This is a genomic window from Diaphorobacter sp. JS3050, assembly GCF_013154915.1.
Lineage (GTDB): Bacteria > Pseudomonadota > Gammaproteobacteria > Burkholderiales > Burkholderiaceae_C > Diaphorobacter > Diaphorobacter nitroreducens.
Genome location: NZ_CP053553.1, coordinates 201,637 through 218,959, shown reverse-complemented (window position 1 = coordinate 218,959; position 17,323 = coordinate 201,637). Strand labels below are relative to the sequence as shown.

Here is a 17,323-nt window from a genome sequence, read left to right as displayed (position 1 = left end):
CAGGGAGTTACTCGCTTGTAGTCGGAGGGCCGCCGCGCCACCACGCGGCGCCCGCCGTTCAACGCCGCTCAGCGGTGGTAGGCCGTCTCGCCGTGGGAGGTGATGTCCAGGCCCTCGCGCTCGGCTTCCTCGCTCACGCGCAGGCCCACCAGCAGGTCGGCGACCTTGTAGGCGATGAAGGACACCACGCCCGACCACACGATGGTGAACAGCACGCTCTTGACCTGCACCCACACCTGCGCGCCCATGCTGAAGGTGTCGGGCGTCAGGCCGCCGGTGCCGCCCAGGCCCTGGGCCGCGAACACGCCGGTGAGGATGGCGCCCACGATGCCGCCCACGCCATGCACGCCAAACACGTCGAAGGCGTCGTCCACGTTCAGCATCTTCTTCAGGCCGCTCACGCCCCACAGGCAGACCAGGCCGGCGATCAGGCCGATCGCGATGGAGCCCATGGGGCCCACGAAGCCCGCGGCGGGCGTGACCGCCACCAGGCCGGCCACCGCGCCCGAGGCCGCGCCCAGCATGGAGGCCTTGCCCTTGTGCAGCGCTTCGCCGGCAATCCACGACAGCGTGGCGGCCGAGGTGGCCAGAACGGTGTTCACGAAGGCCAGGCCCGCAACGGTGTTGGCGGCCCCTGCAGAGCCGGCGTTGAAGCCGAACCAGCCCACCCACAGCAGCGAGGCGCCCACCATGGTCAGCGTGAGCGAGTGCGGAGTGAACGCTTCGCGGCCAAAGCCGATGCGCTTGCCCACCATGTAGGCACCCACCAGGCCCGCGATACCGGCATTGATGTGCACCACGGTGCCGCCCGCAAAATCGAGCGCGCCGTCGGCCGCCAGCAGGCCGCCACCCCACACGATGTGGGCCATGGGCACGTAGCTGAAGGTGAACCACAGCAGCGCGAAGATGAGCACGGCCGCAAAACGCATGCGTTCCGCAAAGGAGCCCACGATCAGCGCCACGGTGATGGCCGCGAACGTGCCCTGGAAGGCGATGAACACGTATTCGGGAATGGTCGCCAGCGCACCAAAGGTTTCCTGGCTCACGCCCTTCAGGAAAAGCTTGGACAGGTCGCCCACGAATTGGCCCTCGCCGGAGAACGCGAGGCTGTAGCCATAGATGGACCACAGCAGCGACACCAGGGCAAAGATCACGAACACCTGCATCAGCACGGACAGCATGTTCTTGGTGCGGCACAGCCCCCCGTAGAACAGGGCCAGGCCCGGGATGATCATCAGGATCACGAGCAGCGTGGAGGTCAGCATCCAGGCGGTGTCGCCCGAGTCCACCTTGGGCGCGGCGGGCGCCGCTGCCGCGGGTGCGGGTGCGGGTGCCGCAGCAGGTGCTGCGACGGGCTCGGCAGCGGGCGCAGGCGCGGGGGCGACGGCCACGGGCTCCGAAGCCGCCGCGGCCGCGTCGGGTGTCTGGGCCAGCGCGCCGGCGCCACCGGCCAGCAGGCTTGCACCGATCAGTAGGGAAGCAAATAGTTTTTTCATGGCAGATCTCTGGGTCGGGAGGGACGAATGCCTGTGCGGCGCGCGCTCACAGGGCTTCCTGGCCGGTCTCGCCGGTGCGGATGCGCACCACCTGCTCCAGGTGCGCCACGAAGATCTTGCCGTCGCCGATCTTGCCGGTGCGGGCCGCGCCTTCGATGGCCTCGATGACGCGTTCCACCAGCTCGTCGGCCACGGCGGCCTCGATCTTCACCTTGGGCAGGAAGTCCACGACGTACTCGGCGCCGCGGTACAGCTCGGTATGGCCCTTCTGGCGGCCGAAGCCCTTCACCTCGGTCACGGTGATGCCCTGCACGCCGATGTCCGACAGGGACTCGCGCACCTCGTCGAGCTTGAAGGGTTTGATGATGGCGGTGACCATTTTCATGATCGGTTCCTTGTCGAGAGTTAAAGGGTCTTGGTGAGGGAGACGATCAGGCGGGCCTTGTTGGCATCGCCGAAGAAGCCCTTCTTGTTGGCTCCGGCAACCGCCGCGGACAACGACAGGCCGGCGCCGAAGTCGTAGGCGCCGCCCACGCTGTAGTCCACGTAATTGGGCACGCCCAGATCCTTGATGTCGCTGGCGAAGCGCGTGTAGCCCACGGACGCCTTCAGCGTGACGCTGGGCGCAACCTCCTGCGCAAACGCCAGGTTCAGGTAGCCCGTGTTGCGCCCGCGGTTGCTGGAGGTCTTGGCGCCCGCCCAGCCGAAGTAATCCTTGGACACGGTGTGCGAGTACTTGGCCGTGAACGGGCCGTACGTGGCCGCACCGTACAGCTCGGTGGTGTTGCCGCTGGTGTTGCCCGGGTACACATACGTGAGCGCGCCCACATCCAGGTCCACCTCGCCGGCCTTGAATTTGTAGCCACCGTAGAAGTCGGCCTCGATGGAGTTGCCGGACAGCCAGTCCACGCTGGAGTTCCAGTTGCCCACGTAGAAGCCGCTGTCGCCAAAGCTGTAGTCGAACCCGCCCTGGATGGCCGGGTTCACGGCCTTGATGCGGTTCACGTCCTGGTCCTGGCCGCGGAACTTGTAGTTGCTGGTCAGCGACACATTGGCAGTGAGCTGGGCGCTGGCAAGGCCCGGTACGGCGACGGCCGCAAAAGCGAGGGCCAGGGTCTTGAGGGAAAAGCGGTGCATGGTTCCTCCAGTGTTGGGCGACGGTTGACACCCCCTCAATGCATGGACCGTGCCACCCCGAAATCCGCCCCGCGACGGCCTGCCGGGTACCATCCTGAGACATACGTGCAGTCACAGGGGTTGCAGCCCGGCGCATTTCGCACCAGCCTGGTGCAGGGCCGCCCCCTGGCGCATCCCGTCGCCATGGTTGCACGCACATGCCTGGGGAGATCCGTTGCGATGAGTCTTGCTTTGGTGCAAAGCCGCGCCCTGCTGGGCCTGCACGCGCCCGCCGTTACGGTGGAAGTACACCTGGCGAACGGGTTGCCCAGCTTCGCGCTGGTGGGCCTGGCCGATGTCGAGGTCAAGGAGGCGCGCGAGCGCGTGCGCTCCGCGCTGCAGAACGCCGGGCTGGAATTCCCGGCCAACAAGAAGATCACCGTGAACCTGGCGCCGGCCGATCTGCCCAAGGACTCCGGCCGCTTCGACCTGCCGATCGCGCTGGGCATCCTGGCCGCGAGCGGGCAGATCGACGCGGCCCGGTTGGACGGCTGGGAGTTCGCCGGCGAGCTATCGCTGTCGGGCCTGCTGCGCCCGGTGCGCGGCGCCCTGGCGACCAGCTTGGCGCTGCGCGCGCTGGCGCAGCCCGTACGCACGGTGCTTCCCCCCGGCAGCGCCGAAGAAGCTGCGCTGGTGCCGGGCACCGAGATCTACCGCGCGCACCACCTGTTGGACGTGGTACGCCAGTTCGTGCCCGTGCCCCCGCCGAACGATGATGGCGCGGACGACGGCGGTTGGCAGCGGCTGCAACCCGCGCCGCCGGCCCCGGCCACCGATGGCCCGGACCTGGCCGACGTGAAGGGGCAGGCCGCGGCCAAGCGCGCACTGGAGATCGCTGCCGCAGGCGGGCACGGGCTGCTGCTCGTGGGGCCCCCGGGCTCGGGCAAGTCCATGCTGGCCCAGCGTTTTGCCGGGCTGCTGCCCCCGATGGGGGTGGAGCAAGCGCTGGAGAGCGCGGCCATTGCCAGCCTGGCCGGGCGCTTCACCCCCGCGCAGTGGATGCAGCGCACCACAGCCAGCCCGCACCACAGCTGCAGCGCGATCGCGCTGGTGGGTGGGGGCTCGCCGCCGCGCCCGGGCGAGATCTCGCTCGCGCACGAAGGCGTGCTGTTCCTCGATGAATTCCCCGAATTCGCCCGCAGCGCCCTGGAGGCGCTGCGCGAGCCGCTGGAGAGCGGGCGCATCACCATTGCCCGGGCGGCGCAGCGCGCCGAGTTCCCGGCGCGCTTTCAGCTCGTGGCGGCCATGAACCCCTGCCCCTGTGGTTTTGCGGGCTCGCACCAGCGCGCCTGCCGCTGCACACCCGACCAGATCGCGCGCTACCAGGGCAAGCTCAGCGGCCCGCTGCTGGACCGCATCGACCTGCATGTGGAGGTGCCCGCGCTGCCGCCCGAGGAACTGCTGGGCGCCCCGCCCGGCGAACCCAGCGGCGCCGTGCGCGAACGCGTGGCCCGCGCGCACGAACGAGCGCTCCAGCGCCAGGGCAAGGCCAACCAGGCATTGCAGGGCCAGGAGCTGGAACAGATGGCGGCGCTGGACGCGCCGGCCGCGCGGTTCCTGCAGGCCGCGGCGGCGCGCCTGGCGTGGTCGGCGCGCAGCACGCACCGGGCCCTCAAGGTTGCACGTACTATTGCCGATCTATCGGGCTGCGGGACCGTGGGCGCCGCCCATGTGGCCGAAGCCGTGCAATACCGGCGCGTCCTGCGCGCACCGGCGTGACGCGCCACCGCTGCCCTTCCTTGTTTGAATCCTCCTGAAGATCCTATGAAAAACCTCAGCATCGGCACCCGCCTGGGAGGCGGCTTCGCCCTGTCCTGCTGCTGATGGCCCTGATGACGGCCTTTGGCGTATGGCGCCTGCAGACCGTGGCGCAAGCCACCAACGAGATGACGCAGCAACCCCTGGCGGTGGAGCGCATGATCAGCGACTGGTACCGCTACGTGTACAGCGCGGCGCGGCGCACCTCGGCCATCGTCAAGAGCACGGACCCCTCGCTCGGCCAGTTCTTCGCGGCGGACACCGCCACCTCCACGCGCGAATCGGCCGAGCTGCAAAAGCGTATCGAAACACTGCTCACCAGCGACGAGGAAAAGGCCCTGTGGGCCGACATCCAGAAGGCGCGCGTGACCTACCTGTCCTCGCGCGACCAGGCCGTGAAGGCCAAGGCCGAGGGCCAGCTGGAGGAGGCCGAACGCCTGCTCACCCAGGTGTACCTGCCCGCCACCGACCAGTACGTGGCGCTGATCCAGCGCCTGCTGGACATGCAACGCGCCCGCATCGACGCCACGGCGCAGGGGATCAATGTCACCTATGGGCAAAGCCGGCTGTGGCTGATCGTGCTGGGCGTGCTCGGCCTGGGCGCAGGCGCCCTGTGCGCATGGTGGCTCACACGCGGCATCACGCGGCCGCTGGCGCAGGCCGTGCAGGTGGCGCGCGCCGTGGCGGCCAACGACCTCACCAGCCGCGTGCAGGTCGACTCGCGCGACGAGACCGGCCAGCTGCTGCAGGCGCTGCAGGAGATGAACGCCAGCCTGTCGCAGGTGGTGGCGCGCGTGCGCTCGGGCACCGACGGCATCGCCACGGCGTCCAGCCAGCTCGACGCAGGCAACCAGGACCTGTCCTCGCGCACCGAGGAGCAGGCCAGCTCGCTGCAGGAAACCGCCGCCTCGATGGAGCAGCTGACCAGCACCGTGCGCCAGAACGCCGACAACGCGCGCCAGGCCAACCAGTTGGCTTCCTCCGCCGCGCAGACGGCCACGCAGGGCGGCCAGGTGGTGGCCGGCGTGGTGCAGACCATGGGCGCCATCAACGCCAGCAGCCGCAAGATCAGCGACATCATCGGCGTGATCGACTCGATCGCCTTCCAGACCAACATCCTGGCGCTGAACGCCGCGGTGGAGGCCGCGCGCGCCGGCGAGCAGGGTCGCGGCTTTGCCGTGGTGGCCGGCGAGGTGCGCGCACTGGCACAGCGCAGCGCGGCTGCCGCCAAGGACATCAAGGGCCTGATCGGCGACTCGGTCGCCAAGGTGGAGGAAGGCTCCCACCAGGTCGAGGAAGCCGGCCGCACCATGGACGCCATCGTGCAGAGCGTGCAGCGCGTGAGCGACCTGGTGGCCGAGATCACCGCCGCCAGCCAGGAGCAGAGCGCGGGCATCGAGCAGGTGCACCAGGCCATCACGCAGATGGACCAGGTCACGCAGCAGAACGCCGCACTGGTGGAGGAAGCCACCGCCGCCACGGGCTCGCTCAAGGCCCAGGCTGGCCAGTTGGCCCAGGCAGTGAGCGTGTTCCGCGTGGAAGGCCTGCAGGCCGCCCAGACGGCAACGGCAGCGGCAGCGGCAGCGCCCGCCCCCTCCGCCGGCCCGCACCGGCCACAACGACCACAACGACCAAGCCCCCGCAGCAGCGCGCACGCTGGCGGCGCCCGCCCGCCCGGCAGCGGCCAAGGCGGCCCCGGCCGCCGCGCGCCACAGCGACGACGATTGGGAAGCCTTCTGAGTGCCCCGGGCGGGGATGCCCCACCCGCCCCGTTTTGCTACGTTATTTATAGCTGTTAGCGCTGATTTAACAAGCGCTACAGCCCAAAAAATGCAGTAAAGCAACCAGGCGCAGCCCCGCTGCCGGGCGTCAAACGAACATGCCGCCCGATGCCTCGATGCGCTGTGCGTTCACCCAGCCCGTGCCCGGCTGCAGCAGCGCAGCGATCACGCCACCGATGTCGTCCGGCAGGCCCACGCGGCCCAGCGCGGTCTGGCCGGCGATGAAGGCGTTGAGCTGCGCGTTGTCGCGCACGGCGCCGCCGCCAAAATCCGTCTCGATCGCGCCAGGCGCCACCACGTTCACGGCAATGCCGCGGGCGCCCAGTTCCCTGGCCAGGTAGCGCGTCAGCACCTCCACCCCGCCCTTCATCGCCGCATAGGCCGCGTAGCCCGGTAGCGCGAACCGCGCCAGGCCCGACGACACGTTCAGGATGCGCCCGCCGTCGTTCATCAGCGGCAGCAGCTTCTGTGTGAGGAAAAACACGCCCTTGAGGTGGATGTTGACCATGTCGTCGAACTGCGCCTCGGTGGTCTCCATGAAGCTGGCATACACGCCCACGCCGGCGTTGTTCACGAGGAAGTCGAAACGCTCGCGCTGCCAGTGCCGCGCCAGCACGTCGCGCACCTGGCCTGCGAAAGCGGTGAAGGTGGCGCTGGCCGCCACGTCCAGGGGCAGCGCCACGGCGCGGCGGCCGAGGGCCTCGATCTCGGCGACGACGGCCTGCGCCTCGGCGGCCTGGTTGCGGTAGGTCAGGATCACATCGGTGCCGGACCGCGCCACGTGCAACGCGGCATTGCGGCCCAGTCCCCGGCTGCCGCCGGTGATGAGGGCGATGGCCGGACGGGCGGCCATGCCGGCGGTGGCCGTAGAGGAGGAAGAAGATGCGGCGTGGGTCATGGCGGGAACCTTTCAGTGAGGAGTGAGAAGCAGTGAACGGACTCTATTGATCCGCGCTGCATCCATAAATCACTGAAAATTGATCGCATCGTTCTTTGGATACGAACAATGAGCCCGTTTGACCGCATGCACATCTTCGTCCGCGTGGCCGAGCTGGCCAGCTTCACGCAGGCCGCCGAAGCGCTGGGCATCCCCAAGGCCAGCGCCTCCACCGCCGTGCAGCAACTCGAAACCCAGCTCGGCACGCGCCTGCTGCACCGCACCACGCGGCGCGTCCAGCTCACGCAGGACGGGCAGGCCTATTACGAGCGGTGCAAGGATCTGCTGGCGGACGTGGACGAGCTGCAATCCATGTTCCAGCACCCCGACGGCGCCGGCCTGAAAGGACGCGTGCGCATCGACATGTCCACGGGCATGGCGCGCAACGTGGTGGTGCCCCGCCTGCCCGAACTGCTGGCGCCCCACCCCGGTCTGGAGGTGGAGCTGAGCAGCACCGAGCGCCGCGTGGACGTGGTGCGCGAGGGCTTCGACTGCGTGCTGCGCACGGGCGCCGTGGTGGACAGCAGCCTGGTCGCGCGCCCGCTGGGGCTGGTGCGGCTGGTCAACTGCGCCAGCCCGGCCTATCTGCGCGCGCATGGCACGCCACGCTCGCTCGCCGACCTGCCGGGCCACCGGCTGGTGCATTTCGTGAACACGCTGGGCGCCCGCTCTGCAGGCTTCGAGGCCGTGGTGGATGGCGCACTCGTGCTCACCCCCATGCAGGGCGCCCTCACGGTGAACAATGCCGAGGCCTACATGGCCGGCTGCCTGGCGGGGCTGGGCCTGATCCAGGTGCCGCATCTGGGCGTGGTGGACCTGCTGGCGCGCGGCGATCTGGTCGAAGTGCTGCCGCAACTGGCCGCCCCGCCGATGCCGCTCACGCTGATGTACGCCAACCGCCGCAACCTGCCGCGGCGCGTGCGCACGGTGATGGACTGGCTGGCGCAGGTGGTGGCGGAGCATCTGGCGCAGGTGGCCGCCGCCTGAACGGCCTGGCCCCCACGTGTCCCTGGGCCGCTAGACGCCCAGGTACTGCCGCCGCGCCGCGGCGTCGCCCGCCAGCTGCGCCATGCCGGCGCTGTACACGATGCGGCCCTGCTCCAGCACGCAGGCGCGGTCGGCCACGGCCTCGGCGAAGGGCAGGTTCTGTTCGCTCAGCAGGATGCCGATGCCCTCGGCCTTCAGCGCGCGGATGGTGCGCGCCATCTGCTGCACGATGACCGGCGCCACGCCCTCCGAGGGCTCGTCCAGCAGCACCAGCAGCGGCTGGCCCATGAGGGTGCGCGCCACGGTCAGCATCTGCTGCTCTCCGCCGCTCATGCGCCCGCCGGGGCGGTCGGGCATTTCGCCCAGGTTGGGGAACAGCGTGAACAGCCGCTCGGGCGTCCACAGCGGCGCGGGCGTGCCGTCCGGCCAGTGGCGGGGTTTTTGGCGGCCCACCTCCAGGTTCTCCAGCACCGTGAGGTCGGTGAAGATGCGCCGGTCCTCGGGCACGTAGCCCAGGCCGCGCCGCGCGATGGCGTGCGGCGGCTGGCGGTCGATGCGCTGGCCCAGGAACTCGATGCGCCCGCTGCGCCGCTCCAGCAGGCCGGCAATGCCCTTGAGCGTGGTGGACTTGCCCGCGCCGTTGCGCCCCATCAGGGCCACCACCTCGCCGTGCCCCACGCTCAGCGATACGCCGTGCAGGATGTGGGCCGCGCCGTACCAGGCGTGCAGGTCTGCCACCTCCAGCAAGGGTGTTTTTGCTTCTAGAACTTTGCTGGGCAAGTGCAAGGCGCTATCGTTTTGATTCGTCATGCGGACTCCAGTGCCAGCCCCGTGCCCAGGTAGGCGGCCTGCACCCGCGCGTCGTCCTGGATCTGCTGCGGCGTGCCCTCGGCCAGCAGCTGGCCGCGCACCAGCACGGCCACGCGGTCGGCCAGGCCGAAGACCACGTCCATGCTGTGCTCGGTGAACAGCACGCCCATGTGCCGTTCGCGCGCGATGCGCTGCACCAGCTGCATGAGCGCCAAACGCTCGGCCGGCGCCATGCCGGCGGTGGGCTCGTCCATGAGCAGCAGCGCCGGGGCGTGCGCCAGCGCCATGGCCAGCTCCACGCGCTTGACGTCGCCGTAGGCCAGCGCGCTGCACGGGCGCTGCGCCTGGGCAGCCATGCCCACCTGCTCCAGCAGCGCCAGGGCATCCTGCGGGCGGTGCGCATCGGCACGGCGCCACCAGCGCCAGGCCTGCCGGTCGTGCGACAGCAGCGCCATCTGCACGTTCTGCAGCACGGTGAAGCTGGCAAAGGTCTGCGCGATCTGGAAGGTGCGCCCCACGCCGCGCCGCCAGACGGCGCGCGGCGCCAGGCCGGTGATGTCCTGCCCCTTCAGCAGCACGCGCCCATCGTCCGGGGGGAGCTGCCCGCCCACCAGGTTGAAGGTGGTGCTCTTGCCCGCGCCGTTGGGGCCGATCAGCGCCAGCAGCTCGCCGGCCTGCAGCGCGAACGACACGCCCTGCACGGCCTGCACACCGCCGAAGGACTTGCGCAGACCCTGGACCTGCAGCAGGCTCATGGCGCGCCCTCCTGCGCTTTGTTTTTGATAGCTGCTCGCGCTTGCCACATCTGCGCAAACCCCGAAATCCCTTGAGGAAACAGCAGCACCAGCAGCAGCATGATGCCGCCCAGCAGCGCGCGCCAGTAGTCGGTACTGCGCGCTACGGTGTCGTGCAGCCAGGTGAACACGCCCGCACCCACCACCGGCCCGGCCAGCTGCTGCATGCCGCCCAGCAGCACCATCACCAGCCCGTCCACCGAGCGCGACACGCCCAGCGCATCGGGCGCCACGCTGCCTTTGGAAAACACGTACAGCGCCCCCGCCAGACCGGCCAGCAGCCCTGCCACCACAAAGGCGGCCCACTGCACGCCGCGCACGTCGATGCCAATGGCGTCGGCCCGCAGTGCCGAGTCGCGCGCCGCGCGCAGCGCCCAGCCCAACGGCGCAAACAGCATGCGCCGCAGCAGGTAGATGCCCGCCACGGCCAGCGCCAGCACCAGCCAGTAGAAGCCCGCACCCTGCGCGGCCCACTGCGGCGGCCACACGCCGGTGATGCCGTTGCTGCCGCCGGTGAACCCGTCCCACTGGTAGGCGATGGCCCAGGTGATCTGTGCGAACGCCAGCGTCAGCATGGTGAGCGACACGCCCGACAGGCGCACGCAGAACCAGCCGTACACCAGCGCGCCGGCCGCCGCCACCAGCGGCCCCAGCAGCAGCGCCGTGCCCATGGGCCAGTCCAGCCAGCGCACCAGCAGCGCCGCGCCGTAGGCGCCCAGGCCGAAGTACGCCGCATGGCCAAACGAATGCAGCCCGCCCGGCCCCAGGATGCAATGCAGGCTGGCGGCGAACAGCGCAGCAATCGCGATGTCGGTCAGCAGCACGGTGGCGTAGCTGCCCGGCTCCACCGCCAGCGGCAGCAGCGCCAGGGCCAGCACCAGCGCGCACCAGGCGGCCGTGGCACCCTGCCCCGCCTGGCGCAGCGGCGCCTCGGGCGCGCCCACGCCACGCGCCACGGCCTGCGGGCGGCCCATGAGGCCCCAGGGCCGCCAGATGAGCACGGCCGCCATCACCAGGAATTCCACCACCAGCGTGAGCCGGGGAAAGGCCACCTCCACCCCCGCGACCTCGACCACGCCCAGCCAGATGCACACGGCCTTGAGCTCGGCAATCACCAGCGCCGCCACGAAGGCGCCGGGCAGCGAGCCCATGCCGCCCACCACCACCACCACGAAGGCGGCGCCGATGGTGAGCATGTCCAGTTCCAGGCTGGCAGGCTCGCGCGGCAGCTGCAGCGCGCCGCCCAGGCCTGCCAGCAGGGCCCCCAGCGCGAACACGCTGGTGAACAGCCAGGCCTGGTTCACACCCAGCGCACCGACCATCTCACGGTCCTGCGTGGCGGCGCGCACCAGCGTGCCCCAGCGCGTGCGCGTGAGCAGCAGCGTGAGCAGCACCAGCACCAGCGGCCCCACGGCGATGAGGAACAGGTCGTAGGCCGGAAAGCGCCGGCCCAGCAGGTCCACCGCGCCCTCCAGGCCCGGCGCGCGCGGGCCGAACAGCTCCTGCGGCCCCCAGAGCCACAGCGCCGCGTCCTTGATCACCAGCACCAAGGCGAAGGTGGCCAGGAGCTGCAACAGTTCGGGTGCGCGGTAGATGCGGCGCAGCAGCAGCACCTCCACCGCCGCGCCCAGCAGGCCCACGGCCAGCGGAGCCAACAGCAGCGCAGGCCAGAAGCCGAGGGCCTCGCCCAGACGCTCCACCAGGGCATAGGCCAGGTACAGGCCCAGCATGTAGAACGAGCCGTGCGCGAAGTTGACGATGCGCATCACCCCAAAGATCAGCGACAGCCCCGCCGCCACGAGGAACAACGTGGAAGCGCCCGCCAGGCCATTGAGCAGTTGGGCCAGCAGCCCCGAAACATCCATGTCAGTCGTCCATTGCCGCACAGGGCCACCGCAGCCTGCACGGGTGAAGCCCGCAGCCGTCGCGCCCGGGCCGCCCCGCGGTAGCGGCCGCGCGGTCCTCCAGGGGAAGGGCGCCGGCGCAGAGTCCGGCGGTCACTCGTCCTTGCGCAGCCGCTTCACCTCGGCGTCGCTGGGCTGGTACCTGGCGCCGTCGCGGTAGGTGAAGTCCACCATCACACCCTTGCCCATGCGCAGCGCGGTCTTGCCCACGTAGGCACCCATGGTGGACTGGTGGTCCTGCGTGCGGTAGGTGATGGGACCGAACGGCGTGGCCACCTGCAGGCCGCGGAAGGCGGCGATGAGCTTTTCGGTGTCGGCCGATCCAGCCTTGGCCAGCCCCGCCGCAACCGACTGGACGGCGTTGTAGCCCACCACCGAGCCCGCGCGCGGGTAGTCCTTGAAACGCTTCATGTAGGCGTCCAGAAAGGCCTTGTGCTCGGGGGTCTGGATGGCATACCAGGGGTAGCCGGTGACGATCCAGCCCTCGGGCGTCTCGCTCTTGAGCGTGTCCAGGTATTCCGGCTCGCCCGACAGCAGGCTCACCACGCTGCGGCCCGTGAACAGCCCGCGGGTGTTGCCCTCGCGCACGAATTTGGCGAGGTCGGCGGCGAACAGCACGTTGAAGATCGCATCGGGCTTGGCGTCTTCCAGCGCCTGGGCCACGCTGCCGGCATCCACCTTGCCCAGCGGCGTGGCCTGCTCGGCAACGAACTCCACGTCCGGCTGCGCGGCCTTGAGCAGTTGCTTGAAGGTGGCCACGGCCGACTGGCCGTACTCGTAGTTGGGATAGACGATGGCCCAGCGCTTTTTCTTCAGCGCCACGGCTTCGGGCACCAGCATGGCCACCTGCATGTAGGTGGAGGGGCGCAGGCGGAAGGTGTAGCGGTTGCCGTGCTCCCACACGATCTTGTCGGTGAGCGGTTCGGCCGCCAGGAAGAAGCGCTTCTTCTGCTGCGCGAAGTCGGTCAGCGCCAGGCCCACGTGCGACAGGAAGCTGCCCATGAGCACATCCACCTTCTCGCGCGCGATCAGTTCCTCGGCCGCGCGCACCGCGTCGCCGGGGGTGGCGTTGTCGTCGCGCGTGACCAGCCGCAGTTGCTTGCCCTGGATGCCGCCAGCCGCATTGATCTGCTCGACCGCCAGTTCCATGCCCTTCTTGTAGGGCTCCAGGAAGGCGGGCTGGGCCTTGTAGCTGTTGATCTCCCCGATCGTGTAGGCCCCCTGCGCATAGGCGCCACCCGCAAACAGCAGGGCGAGCAGGGGGGTGAAGGGCTTGTGCATGGTCGAATCCTTTGCCACAGGTCAGCTTCCGGGCAACGCAACTGTACCGCTGCCACGAGTTTGTCCGACAATGTGCGGGTTTGCCCGCATGGCAGGGGGCAGCCAACGCCCGCACGCGATGCTTGACGGGTGCCGTGGACACAGCGCAAATGTCGGCTTATGCCGAGAGCGCATATCAAAGCCGCGACACTAACGCCACCGGCCCTGCCCCCACGGCTCCCGTTCGCCCCGTTTTCGTTCATTTTTCTGGCACCCATCCATGAGCGCATTTCACGAAGAGCGTGTACTGACCGTACACCACTGGACCGACCGCCTGTTCTCCTTCACCACCACGCGTGACCCGGCGCTGCGGTTCTCCAACGGCCACTTCACCATGATCGGCCTGAAGGTGGACGGCAAGCCGCTGCTGCGCGCCTACAGCATCGTCAGCGCCAACTACGAGGAGCACCTGGAGTTCCTCTCCATCAAGGTGCCCGACGGCCCGCTGACCTCGCGCCTGCAGCACATCCAGGTGGGCGACTCCATCATCGTGGGCAAGAAGCCCACGGGCACGCTGCTCATCGACTACCTGTTGCCAGCCAAGCGGCTGTACCTGATGTCCACAGGCACGGGCCTGGCGCCGTTCCTGAGCGTGATCCGCGACCCCGAGACGTACGAGAAGTTCGAGCAGGTGATCCTGATCCACGGCGTGCGCCAGGTGGCCGAGCTGGCCTACCACGACTACATCACCAAGGAACTGCCCCAGCATGAGTTCCTGGGCGAGCTGATCACCAAGCAGCTCAAGTACTACCCCACGGTCACGCGCGAGCCCTTCCGCAACCAGGGCCGCATGCCCAACCTGATCGACAGCGGCAAGCTGGCCGCCGACCTGGGCCTGCCCGAACTCAACCCGCTGGACGACCGCGTGATGCTCTGCGGCAGCCCGGAGATGCTGGCTTCGCTCAAGGAACTGCTGGAAAAGCGCGACTTCGAGGAAGGCAACACCACGCGCCCCGGCGACTTCGTGATCGAGCGCGCCTTCGTGGAGAAGTGACGCACGCGGCCCTCGCCGCGTCGATTTGCTAGCAAAATAGGAGCTATTGGCGCTTGCCCACAGGCGATCCAACGCCAATCCCCCTCAAAACGGCCTGCCCGCAAGCGCAGGCCGCTTTTATTTTCATAGCACCTGGGTAGCCACTCTCGTCAAGCGCAGGCCCCTGCGCTCAATAGCCCCGGTCCACTACGCGCACCGGCTCCACGCCCGCGCGATCGGCGTCCGCCCCCGGGTCCACGCGCAGGCTCTTGCCCTGCACGCGCACGGCCGTGCCCTCGGCCAGCGGCTGGGCGCGCGTGAAGTTGCGCACCGAACCGTCATCCATGCGCACGCGCATCTGGTAGACCGTGGTGGTACGGGCGCGCTGCTCCACCTTGTGGCCCACGTAGCCGCCGCCCACGGCGCCCAGCACCGTGGCCGCGGTGCGGCCCGATCCCTTGCCGATCTGGTTGCCCAGCACGCCCCCCAGCACACCGCCGGCCACCGCGCCCACGCCCGTGGCCGGCGCGGCCTGCTCGACAGCGCGCACCGACTCCACCCGCCCGCAGGTGGCACACACCGGCGCCGCACTGCGCTGCGCCACGGCCCGCTGCAGCGGTTCGCCGCGCTGGGTTGGCACTGGCGAGGGCGATGCGCCCGGCTGTGGATAGCCCTGTGCATACGTCTGTGGGTCGTCCTGTGGATACGCCTGTGGAGAAGGCGGCGCTGCTGCGCGCCGGGCTGTGGGATTTGCTCCTGAATCGAGAGCTGTCATCGCTTGCTGCAACTGGGCTGGAGGCGCTTTTTCATTCAACATTTCCGCCTCGGGCGTGCGCGGCGCGGTGGCTGCCAGCGTGGCGGCCGGTCCGCTGGCCGCGGAGTCGCCAGCAGGCGGACCGCCGCGCAGGTTCTGCGCCAGCAGCGTGCCGCCCAGGGCCAGCACACTCACGCCCAGCACGCCCACGGCGGCCCACAGCCATTTGAGCGAAGCCGCGGACGGGGCCGCGGCAGGGGAAGCAGAGGTGGAATGCATGTGCTCGTTCGGTTGCCAGAGGAAAAGCCGCGGGCTGCGCATGCAGCCGCCACGGCACCGGCGCCAAGGCTAACGCCGGCCCTGCTTCACAAAACCGCGCGCGGCGTAACGGACGTAATCAGCGGTCAACGCCCCGCCGGCGCGGAGGCGGCGGCACGCGTTTCGTGCAGCGCCCGCGCGCTGGCGGCCGAGAACAGCAGCACCGCGGACGAAAAGTAGATCCACATCAGCAGCACCACCAGCGAGCCCGCAGCGCCATAGGCCGACACCACCGCCGCGGTGGACAGGTACAGCGCCAGCAACTGCTTGCCCACCGTGAACAGCGTGGCGCCCACCACCGCGCCGAATACCAGGCAATGCGTGGGCGGCTTGGGGCCGCTGCCGATGCGCATCAGCCCCAAGAACAGCGCCACCGCCACGGCGAAGGCCACGGCCTCATTGACGATCTGCAGCAGCGTGCCCGAGCCGAACGGCAGCCGCGCGCTGGCCCAGGTGGCCAGCACGTTGATGGCCGTGGACAACACCAGCGACACCAGCAGCAGAAAACCGATGGCCAGCACATAGGCCAGGCCTCGCAGGCGCAGGGAGGCCATGCGCCACCACGCCTTGCGCTCGGGCGCGGGCTGGCCGTGTGCCCACAGCCGCTCCAGCGCGCTCTGCAGCTCCACAAACACCCCCGTCGCGCCGGACAGCAGCAGCACGAAGCCGGCCACCGACGCGAGGCGCCCCTCGGCCGGCTCCTGCGCGCTGGCCAGCGCCAGGCGCACCACCTCGGCGCCGCGCTCGCCCATCACCCCGCGCACCTGGGCGATGAGGTTGCTCTCCAGGTAGGCCTGGTCGATCCACCACCCGAGCACCCCCACCAGCAGCAGCAACAGCGGCGCCAGGCTCAGCATGCCGTAGAACGACATCGCCGCGCTCATGCGCAGGCCGTCGGCGTCCAGCCACATCTGCACGGCGCGCACCAGCGGCGCAATGGGCTGCAACACCCGCTGCAGCAGTGGCTGGGCAAAAGATTGGAGGCTCTGCAGGGTCATTGGCATGGCCCGATTGTGAACAGTGCGGGCCCGGCCCCCTGTCGGCGCAAGCCGATAGCTGGCCGCGCACCGGCTGCCGCACGGACCAGGTGGACGCTCTTACACTTCCCAGTCTTCACTCACCACGACAGACAAGCATGCAAACGCGTTGCGCCCTGGTCGGCATGCCGGGCTCGGGCAAATCCACGGTGGGCCGCCAGCTCGCCCGCCGTCTGGGGCTTCCCTTCGTGGACCTGGACCAGCGGCTGGAGCAGTGGCTGGGCACCAGCATCCGCGACTATTTCGACCAGCATGGCGAAGTGGCCTTTCGCGACCACGAGGCTGCGCTGCTGGCCGAGCTGGCCGCCCAGCCCGGCGGCATGGTGCTGTCCACCGGCGGCGGCGCCGTGCTGCGCGAGGACAACCGCGCCACGCTGCGCCGCAGCTTTCCCCATGTGATGTACCTGCGCGCTTCGCCCGACGAGATCTTCAAGCGCATCAAGCACGACCGCACGCGTCCCCTGCTGCAGGTGGACGACCCGCTGGCCCGCCTGCGCGACCTCTACCGCGCGCGGGACCCGCTGTACCGCGAGGCCGCGCACTACGTCATCGAGACCGGCCGGCCCACGGTGCACACGCTGGTCAACATGATCATGATGCAGCTGGAGATGGCGGCGCCGGGCGACCCGGTGTAGCTAGCGCCCTTCCTCAGACATGAAAAAGGCCCCGCATGCGGGGCCTTGGTTCTCTTGCGGCGCAGAGGCTTACCAGCTGCGCACACGTCCGGTGTCGATGTGCACGAACTGCTCCCGGGCGTAGTAGCCCACGCCGCCCGCCCGCAGGGAGATGGCGGCGTCGCGCAGGTCGCTCAGGGACACGCCGGGCAGGCGCACGTCGATGGCCTTGCCGTCCATGTGCAGGCTGCGCCGCGCCACACCGCCGCCGCGCGTGGTGCGCAGCGTCTCGTTGGTGTGGGGGCTGCGGTAGCCGGAGATCACCTCGAACGGCTGCTGCGTCTGCAGCGTCTGCCGCACGCGGTGCAGCAGGTGGAACAGGTCCGGGTCCATCACGCCGACGTCGCCGCTGTAGTGGTCGCGCAGGAAGTGGTTGAGCGTGGGCAGCGCCGCGGGAACGAATTGTTCGCCCTGGGCGTAGACCAGCGCCAGCCGCTCATGGGTGTGCAGGTGGTTGAAGGCCAGGCGCCGCGCAAGGTCCTGCGCTTCGCTGAGCGACGCCAACGCCGCCTTGGGCAGCAGCACCGCGGCCGCAGCGGCGTGTGCGACGGCGGCGCCGCGCCCCAGGAATAGACGGCGGTGGGGGTTGTGCGGTGGAGCCATG

Annotated in this window: 16 protein-coding genes; 5 read left to right on the top strand and 11 right to left on the bottom strand. The window is 69.6% G+C overall.

Going from position 1 to position 17,323, the window contains the following annotated elements:
* Positions 1-68: 68 nt before the first annotated feature.
* From HND92_RS00950 to HND92_RS00940, 3 genes are read right to left on the bottom strand one after another with little or no spacing between them, the layout of a single operon-like run.
* Positions 69-1,496: an ammonium transporter gene (locus HND92_RS00950; protein ID WP_172205347.1), complete on the bottom strand. Its 1,428-nt coding sequence runs from the start codon at positions 1,494-1,496 to the stop codon at positions 69-71.
* A gap of 46 nt (positions 1,497-1,542) precedes the next feature.
* A complete protein-coding gene (gene glnK / locus HND92_RS00945; protein ID WP_011803632.1) occupies positions 1,543-1,881 on the bottom strand; it encodes a P-II family nitrogen regulator in 339 nt (112 codons plus the stop codon).
* A 20-nt stretch (positions 1,882-1,901) separates the two neighbouring features.
* Positions 1,902-2,633 (bottom strand): TorF family putative porin, encoded by a 732-nt coding sequence (locus tag HND92_RS00940; RefSeq protein ID WP_172205344.1) that lies wholly within the window; start codon positions 2,631-2,633, stop codon positions 1,902-1,904.
* 219 nt (positions 2,634-2,852) lie between these two features.
* Between HND92_RS00940 and HND92_RS00935 the strand changes: the two genes are divergently transcribed.
* Together HND92_RS00935 and HND92_RS00930 are read left to right on the top strand one after the other, a co-directional pair.
* A complete protein-coding gene (locus tag HND92_RS00935) occupies positions 2,853-4,391 on the top strand; it encodes a YifB family Mg chelatase-like AAA ATPase (protein ID WP_172205339.1) in 1,539 nt (512 codons plus the stop codon).
* 104 nt (positions 4,392-4,495) lie between these two features.
* On the top strand, positions 4,496-6,229 hold the full coding sequence (locus tag HND92_RS00930) for a methyl-accepting chemotaxis protein (protein ID WP_172205336.1): 1,734 nt from the start codon (positions 4,496-4,498) through the stop codon (positions 6,227-6,229).
* Between the two features lie 70 nt (positions 6,230-6,299).
* Here HND92_RS00930 and HND92_RS00925 read toward each other — a convergent pair whose 3' ends face one another.
* On the bottom strand, positions 6,300-7,109 hold the full coding sequence (locus HND92_RS00925) for an SDR family NAD(P)-dependent oxidoreductase (protein ID WP_172205333.1): 810 nt from the start codon (positions 7,107-7,109) through the stop codon (positions 6,300-6,302).
* 108 nt (positions 7,110-7,217) lie between these two features.
* Here HND92_RS00925 and HND92_RS00920 point away from each other — a divergent pair, with 108 nt between their 5' ends.
* Positions 7,218-8,135, top strand: a complete 918-nt coding sequence (locus tag HND92_RS00920; protein WP_172205330.1) for a LysR family transcriptional regulator — start codon at positions 7,218-7,220, stop codon at positions 8,133-8,135.
* Between the two features lie 30 nt (positions 8,136-8,165).
* Here the strand turns inward: HND92_RS00920 and HND92_RS00915 are convergent, their stop codons facing one another.
* The 4 genes from HND92_RS00915 to HND92_RS00900 form a co-directional block, all read right to left on the bottom strand.
* On the bottom strand, positions 8,166-8,945 hold the full coding sequence (locus HND92_RS00915; protein WP_172205327.1) for an ABC transporter ATP-binding protein: 780 nt from the start codon (positions 8,943-8,945) through the stop codon (positions 8,166-8,168).
* Positions 8,942-9,700 (bottom strand): ABC transporter ATP-binding protein, encoded by a 759-nt coding sequence (locus HND92_RS00910; protein ID WP_172205324.1) that lies wholly within the window; start codon positions 9,698-9,700, stop codon positions 8,942-8,944. Before HND92_RS00910 ends, HND92_RS00915 begins: the two co-directional genes overlap by 4 nt.
* The gene (locus HND92_RS00905) at positions 9,697-11,604 is read right to left on the bottom strand and encodes an ABC transporter permease (protein ID WP_172205321.1); all 1,908 of its coding nucleotides are present in this window, start codon (positions 11,602-11,604) and stop codon (positions 9,697-9,699) included. Before HND92_RS00905 ends, HND92_RS00910 begins: the two co-directional genes overlap by 4 nt.
* A 132-nt stretch (positions 11,605-11,736) precedes the next feature.
* Positions 11,737-12,924, bottom strand: a complete 1,188-nt coding sequence (locus HND92_RS00900; protein ID WP_172205318.1) for an ABC transporter substrate-binding protein — start codon at positions 12,922-12,924, stop codon at positions 11,737-11,739.
* A 259-nt stretch (positions 12,925-13,183) separates the two neighbouring features.
* On the opposite strand from HND92_RS00900, the gene HND92_RS00895 reads away from it, so the two are divergent.
* Positions 13,184-13,957, top strand: coding sequence for a ferredoxin--NADP reductase (locus HND92_RS00895; RefSeq protein ID WP_047350183.1), 774 nt, complete (start codon positions 13,184-13,186; stop codon positions 13,955-13,957).
* Between the two features lie 169 nt (positions 13,958-14,126).
* On the opposite strand, the gene HND92_RS00890 is transcribed toward HND92_RS00895, so the two are convergent.
* Positions 14,127-14,969: a glycine zipper 2TM domain-containing protein gene (locus tag HND92_RS00890; RefSeq protein WP_253940080.1), complete on the bottom strand. Its 843-nt coding sequence runs from the start codon at positions 14,967-14,969 to the stop codon at positions 14,127-14,129.
* A gap of 125 nt (positions 14,970-15,094) precedes the next feature.
* A complete protein-coding gene (locus HND92_RS00885) occupies positions 15,095-16,012 on the bottom strand; it encodes a YihY/virulence factor BrkB family protein (RefSeq protein WP_172205312.1) in 918 nt (305 codons plus the stop codon).
* A gap of 131 nt (positions 16,013-16,143) precedes the next feature.
* Here HND92_RS00885 and HND92_RS00880 point away from each other — a divergent pair, with 131 nt between their 5' ends.
* On the top strand, positions 16,144-16,680 hold the full coding sequence (locus HND92_RS00880; protein WP_103736871.1) for a shikimate kinase: 537 nt from the start codon (positions 16,144-16,146) through the stop codon (positions 16,678-16,680).
* A gap of 69 nt (positions 16,681-16,749) precedes the next feature.
* Here the strand turns inward: HND92_RS00880 and HND92_RS00875 are convergent, their stop codons facing one another.
* Entirely contained in the window at positions 16,750-17,322 is a 573-nt protein-coding gene (locus HND92_RS00875) for a DUF882 domain-containing protein (RefSeq protein ID WP_172205309.1), read from the bottom strand.
* Position 17,323 lies beyond the last annotated feature (1 nt).

Bases quoted from the DNA above. Each gene is read 5' to 3' on its own strand.
- HND92_RS00950 (WP_172205347.1), bottom strand. From the start codon at position 1,496: ATGAAAAAACTATTTGCTTCCCTACTGATCGGTGCAAGCCTGCTGGCC.
- glnK (WP_011803632.1), bottom strand. From the start codon at position 1,881: ATGAAAATGGTCACCGCCATCATCAAACCCTTCAAGCTCGACGAGGTG.
- HND92_RS00940 (WP_172205344.1), bottom strand. From the start codon at position 2,633: ATGCACCGCTTTTCCCTCAAGACCCTGGCCCTCGCTTTTGCGGCCGTC.
- HND92_RS00935 (WP_172205339.1), top strand. From the start codon at position 2,853: ATGAGTCTTGCTTTGGTGCAAAGCCGCGCCCTGCTGGGCCTGCACGCG.
- HND92_RS00930 (WP_172205336.1), top strand. From the start codon at position 4,496: ATGGCCCTGATGACGGCCTTTGGCGTATGGCGCCTGCAGACCGTGGCG.
- HND92_RS00925 (WP_172205333.1), bottom strand. From the start codon at position 7,109: ATGACCCACGCCGCATCTTCTTCCTCCTCTACGGCCACCGCCGGCATG.
- HND92_RS00920 (WP_172205330.1), top strand. From the start codon at position 7,218: ATGAGCCCGTTTGACCGCATGCACATCTTCGTCCGCGTGGCCGAGCTG.
- HND92_RS00915 (WP_172205327.1), bottom strand. From the start codon at position 8,945: ATGACGAATCAAAACGATAGCGCCTTGCACTTGCCCAGCAAAGTTCTA.
- HND92_RS00910 (WP_172205324.1), bottom strand. From the start codon at position 9,700: ATGAGCCTGCTGCAGGTCCAGGGTCTGCGCAAGTCCTTCGGCGGTGTG.
- HND92_RS00905 (WP_172205321.1), bottom strand. From the start codon at position 11,604: ATGGATGTTTCGGGGCTGCTGGCCCAACTGCTCAATGGCCTGGCGGGC.
- HND92_RS00900 (WP_172205318.1), bottom strand. From the start codon at position 12,924: ATGCACAAGCCCTTCACCCCCCTGCTCGCCCTGCTGTTTGCGGGTGGC.
- HND92_RS00895 (WP_047350183.1), top strand. From the start codon at position 13,184: ATGAGCGCATTTCACGAAGAGCGTGTACTGACCGTACACCACTGGACC.
- HND92_RS00890 (WP_253940080.1), bottom strand. From the start codon at position 14,969: ATGCATTCCACCTCTGCTTCCCCTGCCGCGGCCCCGTCCGCGGCTTCG.
- HND92_RS00885 (WP_172205312.1), bottom strand. From the start codon at position 16,012: ATGCCAATGACCCTGCAGAGCCTCCAATCTTTTGCCCAGCCACTGCTG.
- HND92_RS00880 (WP_103736871.1), top strand. From the start codon at position 16,144: ATGCAAACGCGTTGCGCCCTGGTCGGCATGCCGGGCTCGGGCAAATCC.
- HND92_RS00875 (WP_172205309.1), bottom strand. From the start codon at position 17,322: ATGGCTCCACCGCACAACCCCCACCGCCGTCTATTCCTGGGGCGCGGC.